Source organism: Bacillus sp. LBG-1-113 (genome assembly GCF_020708615.1).
Classification (GTDB): domain Bacteria; phylum Bacillota; class Bacilli; order Bacillales; family Bacillaceae; genus Bacillus; species Bacillus mojavensis.
Window position 1 is genome coordinate 186,904 of record NZ_JAJFDG010000002.1, and the last position, 23,981, is coordinate 210,884.

General features: G+C 47.5%; 19 protein-coding genes and 1 pseudogene. 9 read left to right on the plus strand and 11 right to left on the minus strand.

Annotated features, from left to right (window positions below):
• Positions 1-18 precede the first annotated feature (18 nt).
• Both LJF29_RS07030 and LJF29_RS21230 read right to left on the minus strand, forming a co-directional pair.
• Entirely contained in the window at positions 19-333 is a 315-nt protein-coding gene (locus tag LJF29_RS07030; RefSeq protein WP_229147768.1) for a four-helix bundle copper-binding protein, read from the minus strand.
• Between the two features lie 133 nt (positions 334-466).
• Positions 467-871 (minus strand): annotated as a pseudogene (locus LJF29_RS21230) (ferritin-like domain-containing protein).
• Between the two features lie 183 nt (positions 872-1,054).
• Between LJF29_RS21230 and addB the strand changes: the two are divergent.
• The 5 genes from addB (at position 1,055) to hlpB (ending at position 13,201) form a co-directional block, all read left to right on the plus strand.
• A complete protein-coding gene (addB, locus tag LJF29_RS07035; RefSeq protein WP_229147769.1) occupies positions 1,055-4,555 on the plus strand; it encodes a helicase-exonuclease AddAB subunit AddB in 3,501 nt (1,166 codons plus the stop codon).
• Positions 4,542-8,246: a helicase-exonuclease AddAB subunit AddA gene (addA, locus tag LJF29_RS07040; protein WP_229147770.1), complete on the plus strand. Its 3,705-nt coding sequence runs from the start codon at positions 4,542-4,544 to the stop codon at positions 8,244-8,246. The genes addB and addA overlap by 14 nt, the downstream gene beginning before the upstream one ends.
• A gap of 71 nt (positions 8,247-8,317) precedes the next feature.
• Positions 8,318-9,496 carry an exonuclease subunit SbcD gene (sbcD, locus tag LJF29_RS07045; RefSeq protein WP_229147772.1) on the plus strand — a complete coding sequence of 393 codons (1,179 nt, stop codon included), beginning with the start codon at positions 8,318-8,320 and terminating at the stop codon, positions 9,494-9,496.
• Positions 9,493-12,885 carry an exonuclease subunit SbcC gene (sbcC, locus tag LJF29_RS07050; protein WP_229147774.1) on the plus strand — a complete coding sequence of 1,131 codons (3,393 nt, stop codon included), beginning with the start codon at positions 9,493-9,495 and terminating at the stop codon, positions 12,883-12,885. Before sbcD ends, sbcC begins: the two co-directional genes overlap by 4 nt.
• A gap of 13 nt (positions 12,886-12,898) precedes the next feature.
• Positions 12,899-13,201 carry an HNH nuclease-like protein HlpB gene (gene hlpB, locus LJF29_RS07055; protein ID WP_229147779.1) on the plus strand — a complete coding sequence of 101 codons (303 nt, stop codon included), beginning with the start codon at positions 12,899-12,901 and terminating at the stop codon, positions 13,199-13,201.
• Between the two features lie 33 nt (positions 13,202-13,234).
• Here hlpB and LJF29_RS07060 read toward each other — a convergent pair whose 3' ends face one another.
• The 8 genes from LJF29_RS07060 to LJF29_RS07095 all read right to left on the minus strand — a co-directional run bounded on the left by LJF29_RS07060 (position 13,235) and on the right by LJF29_RS07095 (position 16,934).
• Entirely contained in the window at positions 13,235-13,453 is a 219-nt protein-coding gene (locus LJF29_RS07060; protein WP_010333667.1) for a spore germination protein, read from the minus strand.
• Between the two features lie 31 nt (positions 13,454-13,484).
• Entirely contained in the window at positions 13,485-13,886 is a 402-nt protein-coding gene (locus tag LJF29_RS07065) for a spore germination protein GerPE (protein ID WP_026014685.1), read from the minus strand.
• On the minus strand, positions 13,879-14,061 hold the full coding sequence (gene gerPD, locus LJF29_RS07070) for a spore germination protein GerPD (protein WP_010333669.1): 183 nt from the start codon (positions 14,059-14,061) through the stop codon (positions 13,879-13,881). The genes LJF29_RS07065 and gerPD overlap by 8 nt, the downstream gene beginning before the upstream one ends.
• Positions 14,058-14,675, minus strand: a complete 618-nt coding sequence (locus tag LJF29_RS07075; RefSeq protein ID WP_168747371.1) for a spore germination protein GerPC — start codon at positions 14,673-14,675, stop codon at positions 14,058-14,060. Before LJF29_RS07075 ends, gerPD begins: the two co-directional genes overlap by 4 nt.
• Before the next feature lie 22 nt (positions 14,676-14,697).
• Positions 14,698-14,931: a spore germination protein GerPB gene (locus tag LJF29_RS07080; RefSeq protein ID WP_003224438.1), complete on the minus strand. Its 234-nt coding sequence runs from the start codon at positions 14,929-14,931 to the stop codon at positions 14,698-14,700.
• 14 nt (positions 14,932-14,945) lie between these two features.
• Positions 14,946-15,167, minus strand: a complete 222-nt coding sequence (locus LJF29_RS07085) for a spore germination protein (protein ID WP_229147780.1) — start codon at positions 15,165-15,167, stop codon at positions 14,946-14,948.
• Between the two features lie 492 nt (positions 15,168-15,659).
• Positions 15,660-15,824, minus strand: coding sequence for an aspartyl-phosphate phosphatase Spo0E family protein (locus LJF29_RS07090; protein ID WP_229147781.1), 165 nt, complete (start codon positions 15,822-15,824; stop codon positions 15,660-15,662).
• 153 nt (positions 15,825-15,977) lie between these two features.
• On the minus strand, positions 15,978-16,934 hold the full coding sequence (locus LJF29_RS07095) for a CotH kinase family protein (RefSeq protein WP_229147783.1): 957 nt from the start codon (positions 16,932-16,934) through the stop codon (positions 15,978-15,980).
• 156 nt (positions 16,935-17,090) lie between these two features.
• Between LJF29_RS07095 and LJF29_RS07100 the strand changes: the two genes are divergently transcribed.
• The 3 genes from LJF29_RS07100 (at position 17,091) to LJF29_RS07110 (ending at position 21,317) form a co-directional block, all read left to right on the plus strand.
• Positions 17,091-17,996 carry a fumarylacetoacetate hydrolase family protein gene (locus tag LJF29_RS07100; protein WP_010333675.1) on the plus strand — a complete coding sequence of 302 codons (906 nt, stop codon included), beginning with the start codon at positions 17,091-17,093 and terminating at the stop codon, positions 17,994-17,996.
• A 113-nt stretch (positions 17,997-18,109) separates the two neighbouring features.
• Positions 18,110-18,466: a YisL family protein gene (locus LJF29_RS07105; RefSeq protein WP_010333676.1), complete on the plus strand. Its 357-nt coding sequence runs from the start codon at positions 18,110-18,112 to the stop codon at positions 18,464-18,466.
• Positions 18,467-18,632: 166 nt separating this feature from the next.
• Complete coding sequence (locus tag LJF29_RS07110) at positions 18,633-21,317, plus strand: S8 family peptidase (RefSeq protein WP_229147784.1); 2,685 nt, start codon at positions 18,633-18,635, stop codon at positions 21,315-21,317.
• 29 nt (positions 21,318-21,346) lie between these two features.
• On the opposite strand, the gene LJF29_RS07115 is transcribed toward LJF29_RS07110, so the two are convergent.
• Positions 21,347-21,904: a DUF2777 domain-containing protein gene (locus LJF29_RS07115; RefSeq protein ID WP_168747376.1), complete on the minus strand. Its 558-nt coding sequence runs from the start codon at positions 21,902-21,904 to the stop codon at positions 21,347-21,349.
• 174 nt (positions 21,905-22,078) lie between these two features.
• Here LJF29_RS07115 and asnB point away from each other — a divergent pair, with 174 nt between their 5' ends.
• Complete coding sequence (gene asnB, locus LJF29_RS07120) at positions 22,079-23,923, plus strand: asparagine synthase (glutamine-hydrolyzing) (RefSeq protein ID WP_229147787.1); 1,845 nt, start codon at positions 22,079-22,081, stop codon at positions 23,921-23,923.
• The last annotated feature ends 58 nt before the right edge of the window (positions 23,924-23,981 follow it).

The following is a 23,981-nucleotide window of genomic DNA, read 5'->3' on the forward strand; positions in this document are numbered from 1 at the left end:
ACCCCTCTCATGCTTCTGTTACGCAGCCATGCTGCGGCAGAGCTCAGCGCAGGCAAAGCAAGACTTCGCACACGCTTGGCAATGATCATGATCATGCTTTTCGCATTCAGTGCCGCAGGCTTCACAAATATCGGCGCAAAGTGCGCAAATTTCTTTCATAAAGGGGCTGTCCGTTTGCATGGCTTTCACTGCCAGCACGCAAATATCCGCACATTCCCTGTCAAGCCGGATGCAGCCGCTCAGATCGTGGTGTGCACTTTCTGCCAAACATTTTGTGAAACAATGGTTGCAAGCTTCCATACATGTGATACAAGCTTCAATGGTTTGCTGCATGCTTGATTCCTCCTCATATGTTCGTGTATGATTTTATGTTTCCCGGCTGATGGCAAGAAAAACAGTGGAGTGTGTTTTCGGGGAAGGGGTATGTATATGTACCCTGATTGGGTAAATCTAACGTTTCATCAGATTATAGAAACCAAACATCGTGATTTTGTTCATCCCGTGCGGCGCGCGTAAAGATACCCTTTGCCTTTATATTTGAGGTTCCTCAGCTGCGCGTAAGGAAAAGTCAATGGTTTCCTGATCATCTTTAAAAGCGGCATCAAGTCCTTTTGTAAAAGTGTCCACGCATTCCTCTGTTTGTTTCGGCATGATATGTTTGCGTAATGGCTCCGTATATTACGTAGATGTCGGATCTCAACGCGCCTGATTTCTTCAATTTGTTTTCTGTCCTAAGCAGGGTGGGCCAGTTCAGCAAGCCTGAGGTAGCAATGAACCGCGCTGAATTCTCCGTTGAGGGCCTTCTGAGATTTTAAATGAAAACAGGGTCTTCCCGAGATTGCGCTGGATAAGGAAAATAGCTGTAATACAAGAGGGTTCAGCTTCATTCTTAAGATATTGGGCTTCTGTAAAAGTATATGTGAGGCCAGGACACATGGTGGAGAAAATCAGCTTCTTATAAGTGAAAAGGCCGTTTTTACCAATAGATCAGATTGGTCATTTTCGTCAATGTTCGATAAAATATAAACAGATAAAAAGAGAGGGGTCTTCTAATTTGGGAGCAGAGTTTTTAGTAGGCAGGTCCGGGAGTGGAAAAACGAAGCTGATCATCGACAGCATTCAAGATGAACTGCGCCGGGCTCCATTCGGGAAACCGATCATTTTTCTAGTCCCGGATCAAATGACGTTTTTAATGGAATACGAGCTTGCTAAAACGCCTGATACGGGCGGCATGATTCGTGCTCAAGTCTTCAGCTTTTCACGACTGGCCTGGCGCGTCCTCCAGCATACGGGAGGAATGAGCAGGCCGTTTCTTACGAGCACGGGCGTACAGATGCTCCTGCGGAAGCTCATTGAAGAGCATAAACAGGAGTTTAAAGTCTATCAAAAAGCAAGTGACAAAAGCGGTTTTACCGCACAGGTGGAACGGATGCTGACTGAGTTTAAGAGATACTGTCTGGAACCGGAAGATATTCGCCGGATGGCGGATAGCGGAACAGCTTCCGAGTATCGAGGGGAACGTGTTTTATCTGAAAAGCTTCATGATTTATCGATCCTGTACCAGCAGATGGAAAAAAGCCTTGAAGGTCAGTATCTTCATTCTGAGGATTATTTGACACTATTGGCAGAGCATATCCCGCAGGCGGAAGATTTGAAAGGGGCACATGTCTATGTAGACGGCTTTTATCAGTTTACACCGCAGGAATTCAGGGTGTTAGAGCAGCTTATGCTTCAGGCAGAGCATATCACGTTTTCACTCACAGCGGACAAGCCGTCACATGAGAGGGAGCCGCAGGAACTTGATTTGTTCAGAATGACGGGAAAAACGTATTATCGCCTGCACCAGACGGCAAAGGAACTGAATCTGGACATCACCTATAAAGAGCTTGATGGATTAAAGCGGCACAAGTACGTACCGGAATTAGCCCATTTGGAAGCACAGTATGAAGCGCGTCCGGTTATTCCGTTTGCTGAGAAACAAGAGGCTTTTACCGTGATGCAGGCCACAAACAGACGGGCAGAGCTGGAAGGTATTGCCCGGGAAATCCATAGTCTTGTCAGAGAGAAGGGCTACCGTTACAAGGATGTGGCGATTTTAGCGCGTCAGCCGGAAGACTACAAGGATATGGTCAAGGAAGTATTTGCAGATTACGAGATTCCTTATTTTATTGACGGGAAAACGTCTATGCTGAACCACCCGTTAGTGGAGTTTATCCGGTCAAGCCTTGACGTATTAAAGGGGAATTGGCGTTATGAAGCAGTGTTCCGCTGCGTGAAAACCGAACTGTTATTCCCGCTTAACCAGCCGAAGGCCAAGGTAAGAGAGCAGGTTGATCAGCTGGAGAATTACTGTATCGCTTACGGCATCAAAGGCGATCGCTGGACAAAGGGCGACCGTTTCCATTACAGACGTTTTGTGTCGCTAGATGATGAATTTGCGCAGACCGATCAAGAAATTGAAATGGAAAACATGCTGAATGACACGCGCGATTGGATTGTTCCGCCGCTGTTCCAGCTGCAGAAACGAATGAAAAAAGCAAAAACGGTTCAAGAGAAGGCGGAGGCGCTTTACCGTTATTTAGAAGAGACGGATGTGCCGCTGAAGCTGGATCAGGAAAGACAGCGGGCTGAGGAAGACGGCAGAATCATTGAAGCACAGCAGCATCAGCAGGCATGGGACGCTGTCATTCAGCTGCTTGAGGAGTTTGTGGAAATGATGGGCGAAGATGAAATTTCTCTTGATTTGTTTCAGCAGATGATGGAAACCGGTGCAGAGTCACTGACATTCTCTCTCATTCCTCCGGCGCTTGATCAGGTGTTTGTCGGCAATATGGATTTGTCCAGAATATACGGTACCTCATGTACCTTTGTGGTTGGGGCAAACGACGGCGTCCTGCCGGCTCGCCCTGATGAAAATGGCGTGCTGTCGGATGATGATCGTGAGTGGCTGAAGACGATAGGTATTGAGCTTTCCTCCGGCGGGCGGGAGCGTCTGCTTGATGAGCATTTCCTGATCTATATGGCGCTTTCTAGCCCATCTGACCGCCTTTATGTGACGTATCCGATTGCTGATGCGGAAGGAAAAACGCTTTTGCCGTCGATTGTCATCAAGCGGCTGGAAGAACTGTTTCCGCAGCATCGCGAGCGTCTATTGACAAATGAACCGGAGCAGGTCAGCGATGAGGAACAGCTAATGTACCTTGTCAATAAAAGCGTGGCCCAATCATACACCGCTAGCCAGCTCAGATTATGGACGAGGGAATATGAGATCAGCGATGTCTGGTGGAGCGCGTACAATGCGCTGATGAATGAACCTGACAGGCTGGAGTCGAAAAAGCTTTTCTCAAGCCTGTTTTTCCGCAATGAAGTCAAGCAGCTTGAACGTTCTGTATCGAGACAGCTCTATGGTGAACGTATTCAAGGGAGCGTGTCGAGGATGGAAACTTTTAACGCTTGTCCGTTCTCTCATTTTGCGTCCCACGGGCTGCATCTGAAGGAACGTCAATTTTTCAAGCTTGAAGCGCCGGATATCGGGCAGCTCTTTCATTCCAGTTTAAAACTGATTTCAGACCGGCTTCGTGAGCAAAAAATAGATTGGCGCGACCTAACGAAGGAGCAGTGCGAGCTGTTTTCTTATGACGCGGTCGAGCGGCTGGCACCGAAGCTGCAAAAAGAAATTCTGCTCAGTTCAAACCGGCATTATTACGTGAAGGAAAAACTGCAGAAAATTGTGACACGAGTGTCCGGCATTTTAAGCGAGCATGCGAAAGCGAGCGGATTTGTGCCGATCGGCCTTGAGTTGGGCTTTGGCGGAAAGGGCCCGCTCCCGCCGCTTACCTTTAAGCTGAAAAACGGCTGTACGATGGAGCTCGTCGGGCGGATTGACCGCGTGGATAAAGCGGAAAGCTCTAAAGGCCTGCTCCTCCGAATTGTCGATTATAAATCCAGTGATAAAGGCCTTGACTTGGCGGAAGTGTATTACGGACTTGCGCTGCAAATGCTGACGTATCTGGATTTATCGATTACACATTCATTAGACTGGCTAGGAATGAAAGCCACGCCGGCCGGGGTTCTGTACTTCCATATTCATGACCCGATGATACAATCGAATCTTCCGCTTGGACTTGATGAGATTGAACAGGAAATTTTTAAGAAATTTAAGATGAAGGGCCTCCTCCTCGGTGATCAGGAGGCAATTCGCCTCATGGATACAACCCTTCAAGAAGGAAGATCAAATATCATCAATGCGGGCTTGAAGAAAGACGGCTCTCTCAGATCGGATTCAGCAGCAGTCGGTGAAAAAGAATTTGAGCTGTTGACGAAGCATGTGCGCCGCACCTTCCAAGAAGCAGGCGAGCAAATCACTGACGGGCGCGTATCCATTGAGCCGTATAAAATGAAGAACAAGACACCTTGCACATACTGTGCGTTTAAATCAGTATGCCAATTTGATGAATCATTAGAAGAAAACGAGTATCGTCAGTTAAAGGCCGAAAAGGACAAGACGGTACTTGATTGGATAAAGAAGGAGGCTGATGGCAATGAACATTCCTAAACCGGCAGACAGCACATGGACAGATGACCAGTGGAATGCCATCGTCTCAACCGGCCAGGATATCCTTGTGGCAGCGGCGGCAGGATCCGGTAAAACCGCTGTTCTTGTGGAAAGAATGATCCGAAAAATCACGGCGGAAGAACATCCGATCGATGTAGACCGGCTTCTTGTTGTCACCTTTACAAACGCCTCAGCAGCAGAGATGAAACACCGAATTGCGGATGCGCTGGAAAAAGAGCTGGTAAAACGCCCAGGTTCGCTGCATATCCGTCGCCAGCTGTCTCTATTAAACCGGGCCAGCATTTCAACGCTTCATTCGTTTTGCCTGCAGGTGCTGAAAAAATATTACTACCTGATTGATCTTGATCCGGGCTTTCGGATTGCTGATCAGACAGAAGGCGAACTTCTTGGGGATGAGGTGCTTGATGAGCTGTTTGAGGATGAATATGCAAAGGGCGATAAGGCGTTTTTTGAACTTGTCGACCGATACACAACTGACCGGCATGACTTAGATCTGCAATATCTCGTGAAACAGGTGTATGAGTATTCCCGTTCCCACCCAGATCCGGAAACATGGCTGAAAAGCTTTGTTCATTTGTATGATGTAACAGAAAAGAGCCCGATCGGGGAACTGCCGTTTTATCCATATGCCAAAGAAGATATTGCGATGGTGCTGGAGGGAGCAAAGGAAAAGCTTCAGCGTGCTCTTGAGCTGACAAAAGCGCCGGGCGGACCTGCGCCGCGCGCTGAAAATTTTCTCGATGATCTCGCGCAGATTGATGACCTGATTCAGCATCAGGATGACTTCAATGAACTTTATAAGCGCGTGCCCGCTGTCTCCTTTAAGCGTGCAAAAGCGGTGAAAGGGGACGAGTTTGACCCCGTCTTGCTTGATGAAGCGACAGACTTGAGAAATGGCGCCAAAAAACTCCTTGAAAAACTCAAAACCGATTACTTCACCAGAAGCCCGGAGCAGCATTTAAAGAGTTTGGCTGACATGAAGCCTGTCATTGAAACACTCGTACAGCTTGTCATCAGCTACGGGAAACGGTTTGAAGCCGCAAAGCAGGAGAAATCGCTCATTGATTTTTCTGATTTAGAGCATTATTGCCTGTCCATCTTGACCGCTGTGAACGAAAAAGGTGAACGTGAACCAAGTGAGGCGGCAAGATTTTATCAGGAGCAGTTTCATGAGGTGCTCGTCGATGAATATCAGGATACCAACCTGGTGCAGGAATCCATTCTTCAGCTCGTCACAAGCGGGCCGGAAGAGACAGGAAACCTGTTTATGGTAGGAGATGTCAAGCAGTCGATTTATCGATTCAGGCTTGCGGAGCCGCTCCTTTTTCTGTCTAAGTACAAACGGTTTACAGAGAGCGGAGAAGGTACGGGCCGGAAAATCGACTTGAACAAAAACTTTCGAAGCAGGGCTGATATTTTAGACAGCACAAACTTTTTGTTCAAACAGCTGATGGGCGGCAAAATCGGCGAGGTCGATTATGATGAACAGGCTGAGCTGAAACTCGGCGCGGCGTATCCGGAAAACAATGAAACGGAAACCGAGCTGCTGCTGATTGACAAGTCCGAGGAGACGGACGCAGGAGAGGAAGCGGAAGAGCTGGAAACGGTACAGTTCGAGGCAAAAGCGATCGCTAAGGAAATACGCAAGCTGATCTCATCGCCATTTAAGGTATATGACGGAAAAACGAAGACACACCGCAATATTCAATACCGCGATATCGTGGTTTTGCTGCGATCCATGCCGTGGGCGCCGCAAATCATGGAAGAGCTGAGAGCTCAGGGCATACCGGTTTACGCCAATTTAACATCAGGCTACTTTGATGCGGTGGAAGTGTCTGTGGTGCTTTCTGTCCTGAAGGTGATTGATAACCCGTATCAGGATATTCCGCTTGCTTCCGTTCTGCGTTCACCGATTGTCGGTGCTGACGAGAACGAACTGTCTTTGATCCGGCTTGAAAACAAAAAGGCGCCGTACTATGAAGCAATGAAAGACTATCTGGCAGCCGGCGACCGAAACGATGAGCTTTATCAAAAGCTGCAAACGTTTTACGGACATTTGCAAAAATGGCGCGCATTTTCGAAAAACCATTCGGTGTCCGAGCTGATCTGGGAAGTGTACCGCGACACAAAGTATATGGATTATGTTGGCGGAATGCCGGGCGGAAAACAGCGGCAGGCTAACTTGCGCGTCCTCTATGACCGGGCACGCCAATATGAATCGACGGCATTTCGCGGCCTGTTTCGTTTCTTGAGGTTTATCGAACGCATGCAGGAACGCGGTGATGATCTGGGAACGGCGAGAGCGTTAAGCGAACAGGAAGATGTTGTCCGCTTAATGACCATTCACAGCAGCAAAGGGCTCGAATTTCCAGTCGTCTTCACAGCGGGACTTGGCCGGAATTTCAACATGATGGATCTCAACAAATCCTATCTGCTGGACAAGGAGCTTGGGTTTGGCACGAAATTTATCCATCCTGAATGGCGCATCAGCTATCCGACGCTTCCGCTCATCGCGATGAAGAAAAAAATGCGCAGGGAACTGCTGTCTGAGGAATTGCGTGTGCTCTATGTTGCTTTAACGCGGGCAAAGGAGAAGCTGTTTCTTGTAGGCTCATGCAAGGATCACCAGAAACAGCTGGCAAAATGGCAGGCATCGGCATCCCAAGCTGACTGGCTCCTGCCGGAATTTGATCGCTATCAGGCGAAAACGTATTTGGATTTCATCGGACCTGCTCTTGTCAGACACAGAGACTTGGAGCCTTTGGCTGAGGGCGGTGCGGCAGCGGCTTCTGATATATCAGGCCATCCGGCCCGCTTTGCTATTCAAATGATTCATTCATATGATCTGCTTGATGATGAGCTGGAAGAGAGACTGGAAGAAAAAAGCGAACGTCTTGAAGCAATCCGCCGCGGGGAACCGGTTCCCGGCCCGTTTGCATATGAGGAAAAAGCTCGCGAGCGGCTGGCCTGGAAGTATTCCCATCACGAGGTGACACAAATTCGCACGAAGCAGTCTGTGTCTGAGATTAAGAGAAGAAGAGAGTACGAGGACGAATACAGCGGACGGGCCCCCGTTACACCGGCTGATGGAAGCATTCTGTACAGACGCCCGGCTTTCATGATGAAAAAAGGCCTGACAGCAGCAGAGAAAGGAACAGCTATGCATACGGTCATGCAGCATATTCCGCTGACACATGTGCCGACGACAGAAGAAGCGGAACGGACAGTGCGGCACCTTTATGAAAAAGAGCTGCTCACCGAAGAACAGCAATCCGCTATCGATATTGAGGAAATTGTTCAATTTTTCCATACCGAAATTGGCGAAAAACTGATCGGCGCTAAATGGAAGGACCGTGAAGTTCCATTCAGTTTGGCGCTTCCGGCAAAAGAGATTTGTCCTGATGCGAAAGAGGCGGATGAGCCGCTATTGGTGCAGGGGATCATCGATTGTCTCTACGAAACAGAGGATGGCTTATATTTGCTGGACTATAAAACAGACCGAATTGAGGGGAAATTCCAGCACGGCTTTGAAGGAGCAGCCCCGATCCTGAAAAAGAGGTATGAAACGCAAATTCAGCTGTACACAAGGGCCGTTGAACAAATTGCTCAAACGAAGGTAAAAGGGTGTGCGCTTTATTTCTTTGACGGAGGGCATATTCTGACTTTATAACGAGATCCATAGGCTCCGGGGATTCAGACGGAGCGGATCTCGTTTTCTATACAAAAGAGAGGTGAACACAATTGCGGATTTTACATACGGCTGACTGGCATCTTGGAAAAACCCTTGAAGGAAGAAGCAGGCTGAGTGAACAGGCGGATGTATTGGATGAACTGAATACAATCGTAAAGGAAGAGCAGATTGACGCCATTGTGATGGCGGGTGACGCGTTTGATACCGTGAACCCGCCGGCTTTAGCCGAGCAGTTATTCTATGAAAGCCTGTCCGCTCTCAGTGACAGAGGAAAGCGCCCGATCGTTGTCATTGCCGGAAACCATGATAATCCTGACAGGTTGTCCGCTGCTTCACCGCTGACACATGAGAACGGCATTTATTTAATCGGCTATCCGACAACTGAACCGCTTCATATAGAAGTGCCCTCAGCAGGGGAGCTTTTGGCTGTCGGAGCGCTGGCATACCCGTCTGAGGCAAGGTTAAATGAAGTTCTTTCCGATACATTTGAGGAGAAACTTCTCCGTGATCACTATGATGTGAAAATCAGGCAGGCATTTGAGCAGATCACAAGCCGCTTCCGAAAAGACGCCGTAAAGATTGCCGCCAGCCATATTTATGTTGCGGGCGGCAACCAAACGGACTCGGAGCGGCCGATTGAAGTCGGCGGCGCTTATACGGTGGCCGCTGAAAGCCTGCCGGCGGAGGCCGCTTACGTGGCGCTCGGCCATTTGCATCGCCCGCAAACAATCAAACGGGCGAGGACGCTCGCGCGGTATTCTGGATCTCCGCTGGCCTATAGCTTTTCTGAGGCAGGCTACGCCAAATCGGTGACCATTGTAGACGCAAAGCCGGGCGAAGAAGCCTCTTGGCATGAGGTTTTATTATCAAGCGGCAAGTCTCTTGTAAAATGGAAAGCGGAAAATGGACTAAGCGAGGTATACAGCTGGCTCGATGAAGGCAGGGATCAGAATGCCTGGATTGATCTTGAAATCAGTGTAACGGACCAGCTGTCACTTGAAGACATTCACAGGCTCAGAAAAGCACATCCGGGTTTTGTCCATATCAGGCCGGTCTTTGAAGAACAAAACATTGAGCGCGAACGGATCGAGGTTAAGCATGTGTCCATCGAAGACCGTTTTAAGAAATTTTATGAAAAACAGACAGGCGGCGCAGTGCCGGATGCTGAAATGGTAAAGCTGTTTTTAGAGCTTGCATCAGGCGCAGAAGATGAGGAGGAAGCAAGATGAAGCCGATCGCCTTAACGATAAAAGGGCTCCACAGCTTTAGGGAGGAGCAGACGATAGATTTTGACAGCCTTTCCGGTGCAGGTGTCTTCGGTATTTTCGGGCCGACAGGAAGCGGTAAATCCTCGATCCTTGATGCGATGACCCTTGCTTTATACGGAAAGGTAGAGCGGGCGGCGAACAATACGCACGGGATCTTAAACCATGCGGAAGATTCGCTGACTGTTTCCTTTACCTTTGCGCTTCAGACGAATCATCAAACCTCTTACAAAGTCGAGCGTGTGTTTAAGAGAACGGATGAAATGAAGGTGAAAACAGCGCTTTGCCGTTTTATCGAGATCAAGAATGAACAAACCGTGCTTGCTGATAAGGCCAATGAAGTGAATAAAAGAGTCGAGGAGCTCTTGGGGCTGACCATCGATGACTTTACAAGAGCGGTTGTGCTGCCGCAAGGGAAGTTTGCTGAATTTCTGTCTTTAAAAGGGGCGGAACGCAGGCATATGCTTCAGCGTTTATTCAATTTGGAGCAGTATGGAGACCGCCTTGTGAAAAAGCTGAGACGGCAGGCGCAGGAAGCCAATGCGAGAAAGAACGAAATGCTTGCAGAGCAATCGGGTCTCGGCGAGGCGAGTTCAGAAGCGGTTGAACAAGCGGAACAAGCGCTTGGACAAGCGGAAGCCAAACTGGAATCAGTGCGGAAGAATCGTGATCTAGTAAAAGACCGGTTTGCTGAGCATCAAGAGATTTGGAATGACCAAAAGGAAAAAAACGTTTATGAAGCAGAGAAAAAGCGGCTTGAAGAGGAAAAGCCGCATGTCGACAGCATGCAAAAACGCTTGGCGGAAGCGGAAACAGCAGCCGCTCTAAAGCCGTATGCGGACCGGTACTTGGAAGCGATACAGCATGAGGAGAAGGCTGCGAGGGAAGAAGTGCTTGCCCAAAAGGATTTAACAGAGCGCACCGCTTTCTTTCAGCAAAAGAATGAAGAATATGAAGCGTGGCGCCGGCATAAAAGCGAGAAAGAGCCAGAGCGTTTAGCTGAGCAGGAACAGCTCTTCCGCTTGCAGGAGATCGAAATCAAATGGAGAGAGGCCCAGCACGAGGCAGAGCGCAAACAGGCTGAACTTCAGCAGAAGGCCGAAAATCTTCAATCTGTTATGAGGGAATTAGAAACCGTAACAGACCGTCTTACAAGGGGACAAAACAGACAGGCTGAATTAAAGCAGCAGCTCAAAACCTTGCAGGTAACCACTGATGAGCGGAAAAGATGCCAGCAGGCCGCTGAAATGGCTTTGCGGATCAGACAGACTGAGGAGCAGCTGGCAAAAGAGAAAAAACGCATGGATGCCTTGAACCTTGTATTACAGAAGATGAACGAGGAAAAGAACACACTCGTACAAAAGGCTGAAGCGGAAGAAAATAAAATCATACAGGCATATGAGGCTGTTCAAGCCGTGTATCATATGGTCTGTGAGACGGAACGATCACTCACGCGAACTGCTGATCAGGCAAAACAGAGACAACACACACTTCACACTCAGCGTGAGATAGCAAGAATGGCGGCACTTACCAAGGAGTTATCGGAAAAACTGATGGCCGGAAAACCTTGCCCAGTCTGCGGTTCAACTGAACATGATCCGTCTGCCTCAGCACATGGGACATATGAGCCGGATCACAATGTTGAAGCAGAAATCAAACAGACAGAAGATTTGCTGTCAGCAACGGCGGCGCTCAGTCAGGAGATTCTTTCTGCCAAAATCACACTTGAAGAGCAGTCCGCCCGCTTTCTCGAGCAGTGTCCGTTTTTGAAATCGATTCAAGCGCCGACCCTTGAGGCAGCTGCTTCCTGCGAGAATCAGCCGGTGCAGGAAGCATTTCATGCAGCGAAAATAGAATGGAAGCAAATCAAACAGGACATCCTGTCAGTCAAAACACGAATGACCCAAATGATCGGCACATATCAGGAATCATTAAAAAAAGCCGAGCAGCTAAACGAAAGAATGAGTTATGAAAAACGAGAGGCTGACCGTATTGGCAGCATAATAGCAGAGCTTCAGTCCTCGATGGACAGCCAGCAGAAGATGTTTCATGAATCATTTGAAGGCCACTCTCTGGATGAAGCTGAAAAATGGCAGCAAGACATTGAAGAAAAGGACCGGGCCGCAGAAGAATGCGAAAAACGAATTGAACGAAGCATCGCTTTTCTTTCTGAGCATGAGTCACAGAAGGAACAGATGCGTGAATCGAGCCATCAGCTTGAAAGGGAAAAACTGGAGCTTCACTATGCCGCAGAACGGGCGAAGAGCGCCATAGCAGATTATAAGAAGGAACTCGGGGACTATATAAAAGAGGATTCCATCCAAACGAAGCTCCGCTTAGTTCAGCAGGACCTGAAGTGTTTAAAAGAAAAAGAGCAATCTCTATATGAAGAGCTGCAAAGCGCCCAAATGATGCTCAATCAGGCAAAAAGCCGCGCTTCAGCAAGCGAGCATACGCTTAAGGAAGCGGAAGATAGGTTGAAAAAAGCGGAAGCGGATTGGCTTGAACATGCGAAAAGCAGCCGCTTTGTCCGGGCTGACGAGGTAGAACACAGCCTCATCCCAGCCGATGAGCTTGAAAAGATCAAAGGCAGTATTGACCAGTTTTTGGATAAATGTAAGCAAAATGCCGCAAACTTAAAACGTGTATCTGATAAGCTCGCCGGCAGATCCTTATCCGAGAGTGAATGGAACGAAACCGTCACGTCATTAAAAGAAGCCGAGGAGGCATTTGGGACTGCACTGGAAGAAAAAGGGGCAGCGGCTAAAGCACTGGCTGTGATCCGCGACCAGCACAAACGTTTCAATGAAATTGAGGCTGAGCTGAAGAAATGGCAGACCCATATCGACAGGCTGGACAAGCTTCAAGCAGTGTTTAAAGGCAACACGTTCGTCGAATTTTTAGCTGAGGAACAGCTTGAAAGTGTTGCAAGGGATGCGTCAGCACGGCTCGGCGTGCTGACAAGGCAGCGTTACGCCATTGAAGTGGATTCAGAAGGCGGATTTGTGATGCGGGATGATGCCAATGGAGGCGTCAAGCGCCCGGTATCAAGCTTGTCGGGAGGGGAGACCTTCCTTACCTCGCTATCTCTTGCTCTCGCACTTTCTGCTCAGATCCAGCTCCGCGGTGAATACCCGCTGCAGTTCTTTTTCTTGGATGAAGGGTTTGGAACGCTTGACCAAGATCTGCTAGATACGGTTGTCACTGCCTTGGAAAAACTGCAGTCAGACAATCTGTCTGTCGGCGTGATCAGCCATGTGCAGGAACTGCGGGCACGGCTTCCGAAAAAGCTGATCGTACATCCGGCTGAACCTAGCGGACGCGGCACAAGGGTAACACTCGAGATGATGTAAGGGGGACGCGGATGTGGCAAAACAGACTGTCGGGATATGTGAGCTATGCGGCCGGAGCGATGTCCAGCTGACAGAGCACCATCTCACACCGAAGGAAGAAGGCGGTACGTTCCTGCCGACTGCGATGCTTTGCATCCCTTGCCATAAACAGATCCATGCCTTGTATACAAATCAGGAACTGGCAGTTCGACTGTCCGGTATAGAAGAGCTCAGAAGCGATCCAAAGCTTGCCCGGTTTGTCAAATGGATCAGAAAACAGCCGCCTGAAAAGCTGATTAAAACAAAGAAGTCCAATGAACGGAAAAAGAAAAAATAAAAAGCAGCCCTCTCCTTGCAGAGCGGCTGCTTTTTATCCGTTTCCAACCATATCCTGATCGCTGACATCGGGGTCTATATAATTTGTCGCGTTGACTGCGTTGTTTAAAAGAAGGAAATCTCCTGTGTTTCCTGCTCCCGAACCGAGCGCAGATTTTGAAGAGCTTTTCGGAGAAAGGTAAAAGGAATCACCAAAGTTTACGACTCCGCCCGATATGGAATTGATAGCTATAGGCCCGACAATTGCTGGCATAGACGACACCCTTTATAGAAGTCTCTGTTTATTATATGCCCGTGCCGGACGATTGTGAGTTTGGGGGAATAATCTGGCGGATATGTTTAATCCGCGCGTCACCGCGTACGACCGAAGCTGAGCCTGCATGAAAAACGGAAGAGGATGAGACCCCTTGAATTTTGATGTTGCGGACATGAATGACAGGCACCTCATGGCAAAAAGCGGTTTGCACGCCCGTTTCCGGAAGAAGCTTCACAGCGTGCTGCTCAAAAATAGGATAATCCTTTCTCTTAAATGAGCCTTCATTTTCATAAAATGTTGAAAGCGAGCGCTGAACAGCGAGCACTTTTATTTTCATATCGATTTCGTTTGTATCGCCTGCTTGAAATACGCTTGCTATACCGAGAGAGTTAAATTTAATCTGTCTGATGTGGGATAGACGCTTAAGCATGATTCGACGGCAGCGGAGCAAACGGACCGATAATAAGAGATTCAGGCGGCGTATCGAAAATGGAAGATAAATAGATGGATTCTGCGTCTCCAATGTGGAAAACAGAGGAACTGGATACACCATTCATTCGGATATCTCCGACTTCGAGGCTGCGGTTGACGACGGTAAAGATCATGCTTGCTCATCTCCTTTCATCTCGGAGGGGATATGTTCGAGAAAATGTTCCACAGCACGGATCACATCACGCTTCACATGCTCAGCGATATGCTCCGCATATTGTTTGGGCGGCGTGTTTTCTTCTTTTTTAATATGGGACATATAATAGTGAATCCGGCTGTCTATTTGTTTTCTGATGTCCTCAATGACATGATGCCGATTTGTATCGTCAAGCCTGCTGTCATATTGGTTTTCTAGCTGCTCCAAAACAGCCGGGATTTCCTCGGTTAAGTACATGTCGACGTTCTGCCGGATTTGCTGCATGAGCTGGGCGCTCTCTTCCTGCTGCATCATTCCGATTTCTGGTGTAGTCTGGCTCACTTCAAAGTTTTGAACGCTGTTTGGGTCTGTCGGATTTAAACCGATATTCAGCGTGCCGTCGAGCCGTTCGATTTTTAGCTGATCAAATTTATATTCCACACGCTCAATAGTTGTGGCCGGCCGCTGTTTCATGGTATTCATTTCAGTTTGCATCTCTTTCAGCTGCCGTTCGAGCTGCTGAATATGCAGCGCCTGCTGCTGAACGAAGGAATTCAAGTTTTGCAAGTAAGAGGAAACAGATTGATCATACATGTCTTTCACCTCTTTCATATGATTAACGGCCAGGAGGCTGGAGCGGAACCAATGAACCTGTATCGGGCTCCTGTAATTCGACTGGCTGCCCCTGAGCGGAAACCTCGGGAGCCGCTTCTACATAGCTGCCTGTATTGTACAGGTTAGAAAGCGATTTAATAGACCCGGCGCTCCCGATTTGCAGTATGGAGGAGTTGCTGATGGATTCCAGCCGGAGATAGTTAATTTGAATGGTTTGATTGATATAAAAATTCATGAAGCATCACTCCTTTACGCATTGCCTGCGATCGGCTGATCAACCACATCATTGTCGTACACATTCGTTGCGTTTTTATAATTCATCACCTTAAGGCTGTCACCGGTATTAAAGCTGCCTGCCCCGGCAAACGTTCTGACCTCAGCATGAGGAGAAATGGTAATGCAGTCTCCGATGTGAACGACTCCGCTCGTACCGACCGCATTAATTTTAAACGCTCCGACAATTGCCGGCATACGAGCACATCCTTTGTTGTTAAATTGAAAAAAGGCAGGTGAAATAAGGACAAGATTTGTTTCTGCTGGGCTATTCACGATAGCTTATGACAAACGCACATTTGTGTGAGAGAAAATTAAATGGGGACATGTCGGAGAGATTGATAAAAAAATCTGTTTATTTTTTTCAGGTGAAGGCTTAAACATTTCAGAAGCTGGTTATTGTATAGGGCCAAGCGGAAATGCGGCGATGCTGCCGCTGTCCGCCTGCGTGATTGTATATTGTTTTGCGTTGGTGTATGGGCAATAGAGGTACAGGAAATGTCTTTCGGAGTAATTCGTGCTGCTGGAGTGATATCGGCCGTGATGTTTCATGCTGATCCAGAAAGGATCTGCTGAATTGTTCAAAATCTGTTTTCAGGCGGCAAATTCTCGCCCAGAGGCATGTCTCAGGATGTTGCTCAGCAATATGCGGCGGGTGATGCAGGAAGCCTTTGAATACATATCATATGATCACACACGGGCGTTTTGCCCCCAAGAGGTGATTTCTTCTTTAATTCGAATATTGAGCAGGTTGTCGAGCTCTTGGCTGCATTGAATTGTTTCTTTTGAATTCATACCGTATTTTTGTGCTGTTTTAATTAGCATAACTCTCAGTTCTTCAATTTTTCTGTTCATGAAACAATCTCCAATTCTAGATTTTTATTGTGGTGCATACAGGATATAGATAGTATAACCTATTTTGGCTGAAAAGGTTGCCTTTCGTCAATTTGACTAAAAAAGCGACAATTTTTGCTGCGGTCTTTTTGACTTGCTTTGGTTGAGAAAGGACTATAGTCTTGCCAGATGTACTTGTAAAAAGTCCTGCCGCTCTTCGATTTCGCGCAGGATATTTGCTTGTTCCTTTTCTAACTGTAAGGGGCTTTTTTTTATGTGAGGATCATCGCCTGCTCTTTGACAAATGTCAAAATGCCAGTCTCTGATAAACGGAGACAGACGGTCGATCGTAAATTCCCGGCTCAGCACATTTTTCATGAGTGTGTGATATTGTGCCCGGAAAGCTGGAATGGAGAGAAGTCTTGACGCAAGTGTACGGCCGTTTGTCAATAGAGGGTCCTCTTCAGTAAATCCGTATGCGGCAAGCGCTTTTGTTTCCATGGGAGTGATGTGAAAGCGGCCGGACTCGTTCAAACAAAAGCCGTAATAAAAGGCTTGGCGGGTGCAGACGCTGCCGATCAGCCACAGAAAGAACAGCTTTACATCAAGATACATTTTAATTCGTTCGGCAAATTCTTCATCCTCCGCTGTGCAGATCAGCGTGAGAAATTCACGTAAGTATGCGGTCCGTTGTCTGTTTTCAATGGAAGCTTCGTGTTTGAAAACAGACAGCGGAACCCTCGGATCGGTATCCTTCACTTCATAAATGGCTCCTTTCGGAAGCCGGTGATTCATATCGAGCGCATCAATTTTTAAATAAATGCCTTCTCTTTGACCATTGATGATCAGGAAGATGTAGGAAGCATCCTGGGAAGCGATGCCAAGTTGATGAAAAAAACAATAAGCAAGCCTGCGCCGCATCAGTGAAGGATCATCTTGTTCTGCATTCAGATAAAACTTTTTTTCGCTGAGCGGCGATTGTTCACAGTTTATTTCATAGGACGCCTTTTGCAGGGTGTCACGCTGTGTGAGAAGAATGGGAGAAACGGTTCTGTCTGTCAACATCAGTCCCTTGGCAGTCCCCGTTCTGTTAAGCTGCTGCCGACGAAAAAATAAATGTATGCTTTCCATATTCTTTCCTCCTCTTCAGACGCCATTTGTATGATATGTACAGCGAGCCAGTCCCGAAACGGGAATGAAAACACGCATTTGATAAAAAGGAATTTCAGCATTCGACAGAGAATAACTGAAGTAGAACTCTGATTTAAAAGATGATGGAGGAATAACATGAAATTTGCGACAGGGGAACTTTACAACCGAATGTTTGTCGGCCTGATCATTGAAGATGATAAAATTATGGATTTGCAAAGGGCTGAAAAAAAACTGTTTGAACTTGAGACGATTCCGGGATCGCTGATTGAATGTATCGCAGAAGGGGATAAATTTGTTGCGCATGCAAGGCAGCTGGCAGAGTGGGCGAAGAAACCGAATGATGAGCTTGGATCATTTATTTACTCATTATCTGACGTGAAGCTCCATGCACCTATTCCTAAGCCGTCAAAAAATATCATGTGCATCGGCAAAAACTATAGGGATCACGCAATTGAAATGGGCAGTGAGGCTGACATTCCGGAGCATCCGATGGTATTTACCAAATCGCCTGTAACAATCACAGGCCATGGTGATACGGTGAACAGCCATGAAGAAATCACATCTCAGCTTGATTATGAAGGAGAGCTTGCTGTCGTCATCGGAAAAAGCGGCACCCGCATATCAAAAGCAGACGCATATGACCATATTTTCGGATATACGATTGTGAATGACATCACGGCGCGGGATCTGCAAAAAAGGCATAAGCAGTTTTTTATCGGAAAAAGTTTGGATACGACATGTCCGATGGGACCTGTGCTTGTACATAAATCGTTAATTCCCGATCCGGAGCGCCTTAAGGTTGAAACGAGGGTCAACGGCGAGCTGCGCCAATCCGGCTCGGCAAGCGATATGATTTTCTCTGTCGCGGAATTAATCGAAACCCTTTCAATGGGGATGACGCTTGAAGCGGGAGACATCATTGCGACCGGCACGCCGTCTGGTGTAGGAAAAGGCTTTACACCGCCGAAATTTCTGCGGCGAGGCGATCAAATCGACATCACGATTGAACCCATCGGAACGCTGTCAAATCAAATCGGCTAACCATAAGGAGGGCGGCACAGGAACCGCCCGCTTTTTCTGTGGATCATCTTTGTGGCAAAGGACAAGTTCATGGTACTATAAGTGGGGTAATTTATCTGATAGGGGGAACCTGTATGACACATCTACATATTACGACATGGGTGGTGGCGCTGATACTGCTTTTCGTCAGCTACTCGCTCTATTCGTCAGGAAGTGCGAAGGGCGCAAAAATCACTCATATGATTCTGCGGCTATTCTATATCCTTATTATTTTGACAGGAGCTGAGCTGTTTGTCCGTTTCGCCAACTGGAACGGAGAATACGCCGGGAAAATGATTCTTGGCATTATCACCATCGGCCTGATGGAAATGCTCCTCATCCGCAAGAAAAAAGAAAAATCAACTGGCGGCCTATGGATCGGCTTTATCATTGTCCTTGTGCTGACAGTGCTGCTCGGTCTTCATCTGCCGATTGGATTCCGATTATTTTAATAGAAAAACTTGAACCCGGTTCTAAGAGAGTCGGGTTTTTTTGTATGGTTCCCCCCTGATATTCCAAATCATTTAAAATAACCTTAAAATTCCCTGTAAGCGGTATCTCGGCCTATGAAATTATGATACATTTCAAAAAGATTCATTATTTTACAGGAGGGATAACATGAAACGAAGAAAATTCAGCTCTTTTTTGGCGACAGTGCTAATTTTCGCACTGATCTTCAGCCTTTTTTCTCCGGGAATCAAAGCAGCAGCTGCCGGAACCATTGATGTAGCCGGTGTGCTGGAAAAAGGCAAGGAACAAACAGGAACCATGAAGGAGCCGGAACAGGCGAAATGGTATCAAGTGAATCCGGGAAAGGCAGATATCCAGAAAGACTCTCATATGGCATTGACTGTTAAGAGTGATGCTGTTCTGAATGTATCTGTCTACCCAAGCAAGGAAAAAGCGCTTAAGGATGAGACGTTTGACATGTACCGTTCCTACACAGCTGAGGATGGTAAAAGTGAAATTGTTTTTCCATACGCGTGGAGCGGTCCTTACTATGTGAAAGTTGAATACCTCGGAGAAGAAGAACCAGAGGACGGCGGAACGGCCAAAGCAGCTGAGGAAGCCAAATATACGATTGGATATACAGGCACCAAAAAACAGCCGTCAGATTTAGAGCAGGAAGAAGCTTGTCCGGTGGAAATGAGTGTCGATCAGAAAAAATCGGGAAAAAGCATCCTGGACAAGCTGAGAGCGATTCGTGATGAGCAGCTGAGCCAAACAGCAGAAGGCAAAGAACTGACAAGCCTTTACTACAAAGCGGCGCCGTTTATCGTGGCAAAGCTAGCACTCAATAAAACAGCGAGAAATGAAATCTATCAGGACCTTGTGACATTAAAGCCGCTGTTTGAGGATGTGTCAGAAAACGGAGCTTCTTCTTCATATAAGATGACTGAAAAGGATCAAAAAGCGATTAATCGGCTTTACGATACAGCTTTACAATCAGTCCCGTCTTTCCTTAAAGAGGAGATAAAGAAACAGGCGGAACGATTAAATATCAAGCAGCTGCAAGGCAAAACAGCAGGAGCAATTTTAACAGAAAACAAGATTGCGGCAAAAAGCGAAGTTCAGACAACAAAGGTCATTTTCAAGGTGAAGAACAATAAAAGCCTCTCATCCGTACATAACGAAATGAAGGGCTTTACTGCCAGCGCGCAATCGAAAAAAGACATTTCTAATGTGAAAAAGGCAAAGAAACTGTTTGACAACCTGTACTCTTTTGAACTGCCGAAGGATCAAAAGCAAAGCGGGACATATACGGCAAGCGCAAAACGCGTGAAAAGCGCTGCTGCGACATTATCCAAGATGTCTAACGTAGAGTTTGCGGAACCGGTTCAGGAATACAAAAGCCTGTCTAACGACGTTCAGTACTCTTACCAGTGGCCGCTTAGAAACAATGGTGAAAACGGCGGCATCAAAAATGCGGATGTCAAATACGAGCCTGCCAGCACATTGTTGTCCAAGCGAAAGCTGAACGATACATTGATTGCGGTTGTGGACACAGGTGTAGACAGTACGCTTGCTGATTTAAAAGGGAAAGTAAGAACCGATCTCGGACACAATTTTGTGGGACGGAATAACAATGCAATGGATGATCAGGGACATGGAACACATGTCGCCGGCATTATTGCCGCCCAAAGCGATAACGGCTATTCCATGACTGGCCTGAACGCCAAAGCGAAAATTATACCGGTTAAGGTGCTTGATTCAACAGGCTCCGGAGATACTGAACAAATTGCACTCGGCATCAAATACGCAGCTGACAAAGGAGCAAAGGTCATTAACTTAAGCTTAGGCGGGGGCTACAGCCGCGTGCTTGAATTTGCTTTGAAATACGCGGCTGACAAAAACGTCCTGGTTGCGGCAGCCAGCGGAAATGACGGAGCCAATTCCTTATCTTACCCAGCTTCCTCTAAATATGTCATGTCAGTCGGAGCGACGAACCGTATGGATATGACAGCAGACTTCTCTAACTACGGGAAAGGTCTCGACATCAGTGCGCCGGGTTCTGATATCCCGAGCTTGGTGCCGAACGGAAATGTGACGTACATGAGCGGAACGTCCATGGCGACACCTTATGCGGCGGCTGCGGCAGGACTGCTGTTTGCACAAAATCCGAAGCTTAAAAGAACAGAAGTGGAGGATATTCTGAAAAAGACAGCGGATGATATTTCCTTTGAAAGCGCCGACGGCGGAGAAGAGGAAATGTATGACGATAATGGCGATCCAATTGAAATTCCCCGCATCCCAGGAGTTGACTGGCATTCCGGATACGGCCGGCTGAATGTGATGCAGGCTGTCAGTGCTGTTGATTTACAGGTAAAGGTCAATAAGCTGGAAAGCACGCAAACAGCCGTCAGAGGAAAAGCGAAGGAAGGCACGCTGATCGAGGTGATGAGCGGCAAGAAAAAACTCGGGAGTGCCAAAGCGGGAAAAGACGGTGCATTCAAAGTCAGCATCCCGACTCAGAAACAAGATAAAGTCCTGCATGTGAAAGCCTCTAAAGGCGATGCAAAAACATCCTTACAAGTGGTTGTCGTGAAAGGAAAACCATCCGGCACACCAAAAGTAAAGGCTGTCAAAACGAAAGACACAGCAGTAAAAGGCGCGGCGAACAGCAAAGCGGTGATCAAAGTGAAAGACAAATCGAAAAAAGTGATCGCTTCTGGTAAAGCTGACGCCAAAGGGGCCTTTACGGTAAAAATCAAAAAACAAAAAGCCGGGACGGTGCTGTACGTCACGGCAGCTGATACGGATAAAAAAGAAAGCAAGGCTGTAAAGGTTGTTGTAGAAAAATAAAGAAAAAGCGGTGCCGAAGCACCGCTTTTTTATTTGCGTCCCCGCTGGACCGCTGAATACATAATGGAGCGCTTTCCATCGGAAGCTGTCCATTCGAACCGGTCGCCAGCCGCTCCTTTGCTGTAATGGTGCTGCAGCGCGCATTGGGCGGTGTCGTTTGAGAAGTGATAAAAGGAAACGCCCTGTTCCTCTGAGATATCTGAAAAGACCTCTTTATTATAAGAAAACACGCAATCGAATACCGATAAACCAAAGCTGTGCAAATGCTGCAAAAAAGCGAGAAAGGTTTCATCATCCAGCGAATCCAGAAGCGCCATGAGCGGACGTTTTACCGATTTTTCATAGCGTATGCATTCGCCGCCGGAAAGGGAGATATCCTCTCCGCAGCATGTCAGAACCAATTTGTTCTGGAAGCCGGCCTGTGCCCACTTCCCTTCACGCTGAATCCAGATCGGTCTGTTTTGAAGACTTTCCGCCAGCAGCACATCACCTTCCTCGTTTTCAATTAAGCATATGCCGTCTTCGATCAGTATGGTGCCGTATTCCCATTTCTGTTCATCTTTATATAGAAATTGTTTTCGTTTCATAAATGAAGTGCTCTCCTTTTTTCTTCGTTCCTCTCTTTTCTTTCCAATACAAGCCTGTCCCATACAACTCTTTTGTGGACAAATCAACTATCTGTCTATAGATGCATAAACTTACTAAGGTGCTGAAAGAAACGAATTTGATACCGATAGAAACGGGATTGGAGCTGATATCACATGTGTGGAATTACGGGTTGGGTCGACTTTAAAAAGCAGCTCGTCCAAGAAAAACAAACGATGAACAGAATGACAGACACTCTTTCCAAACGGGGGCCTGATGATTCTAACGTTTGGGGAGAGCACCATGTTTTATTCGGACATAAAAGGCTTGCGGTTGTCGATATTGAAGGCGGACGCCAGCCGATGGCATGCACCTATAAAGGGGATACGTACACAATTATTTACAATGGTGAGCTGTATAACACGGAAGATCTGCGCAAAGAGCTGCGGGCACGGGGTCATCAGTTCGAGCGGACGTCTGATACCGAGGTGTTGCTGCACAGCTACATTGAATGGCAGGAGGATTGTGTAGATCGCTTGAACGGCATTTTCGCCTTCGCCGTGTGGGATGAAAAGCGTGATTTGCTGTTTGCGGCGAGGGACCGTCTTGGCGTGAAGCCGTTTTTTTATACGGAGCAAGGCTCTTCTTTTCTCTTCGGATCGGAACTCAAAGCCATCCTCGCACACCCCGAGGTGAAAGCGCGGGTGGACAGAACGGGTCTCTCGGAAATTTTCGGGCTTGGACCGTCCAGAACTCCGGGTACAGGCGTGTTTAAAGGCATAAAAGAAGTCCGGCCGGCCCACGCGCTGACGTTTTCTAAAGACGGTCTGAACATATGGCGTTATTGGAATGTCAAAAGCGAGAAACATACGGACAGCTTTGAAGCCAGTGTGGCCAATGTGAGATCGTTGTTTCAGGATGCGGTGACGCGGCAGCTTGTGTCGGATGTTCCGGTTTGTACGTTCCTATCCGGCGGACTTGATTCGAGTGCCATTACCGCCATTGCCGCAGGTCATTTTGAAAAGGAAGGAAAAGCCCCTCTTCATACTTATTCGATTGATTACGAAGAAAACGATAAATTTTTTCAGGCGAGCGCCTTTCAGCCGAATGACGACGGGCCGTGGATTGAAAAAATGACAGAGGCCTTCGGCACGACGCACCATAAATGTGTCATCAGCCAAAAAGATCTCGTCGATCATTTGGAGGAAGCCGTTCTGGTCAAAGACCTGCCGGGAATGGCTGATGTCGACTCGTCTCTATTGTGGTTTTGCCGTGAAATCAAAAAGGATTTTGTCGTCAGCCTGTCAGGAGAATGCGCGGATGAGATTTTCGGCGGTTATCCCTGGTTCCATACAGCAGACGTTGAGTCCGGTTTTCCGTGGATGAGATCGACAGAAGAGCGGATGAAGCTGCTCTCCGATTCGTGGCAGAAAAAATTGAATTTGAAAGAATACGTATATGCAAAATACGAAGAAACCTTGGCCGAAACGCCGTTATTAGACGGTGAAACAGGTGAGGATAAAGCGAGAAGGCAGCTGTTCTATTTGAATATGCTATGGTTTATGACCAATCTTTTGGATCGTAAGGATCGCATGAGCATGGGGGCGAGCCTTGAGGTGCGGGTGCCGTTTGCTGATCATCGGCTCGTTGAATACGTCTGGAATATCCCATGGGAAATGAAAATGCATGACAACCGGGAAAAAGGCATTTTGCGAAAAGCACTTGAAGGCATTTTGCCTGATGACATCTTATATCGTAAAAAAAGCCCGTATCCGAAAACCCACCATCCTGAATATACAAAAGGAGTCAGCGAGTGGCTGAAAGCGATCAGGAGCCAAAAGGACTCCGTGCTCCATACCCTGCTGGACAGAAAACAATTGGATCAGCTTTTAGAGACGGAAGGCTCCTCCTTTCAGGTCCCATGGTACGGACAGCTGATGAAAGGACCGCAGCTGATCGCCCATCTTGCCCAAATTCATACATGGTTTGAGGCGTATCGAATTGATATTGAAGAAGCATAAAAGAGAGGCCGATTCTGCAAAAAGGAATCGGCCTTTCTTCATATACAATTGCGAAAAA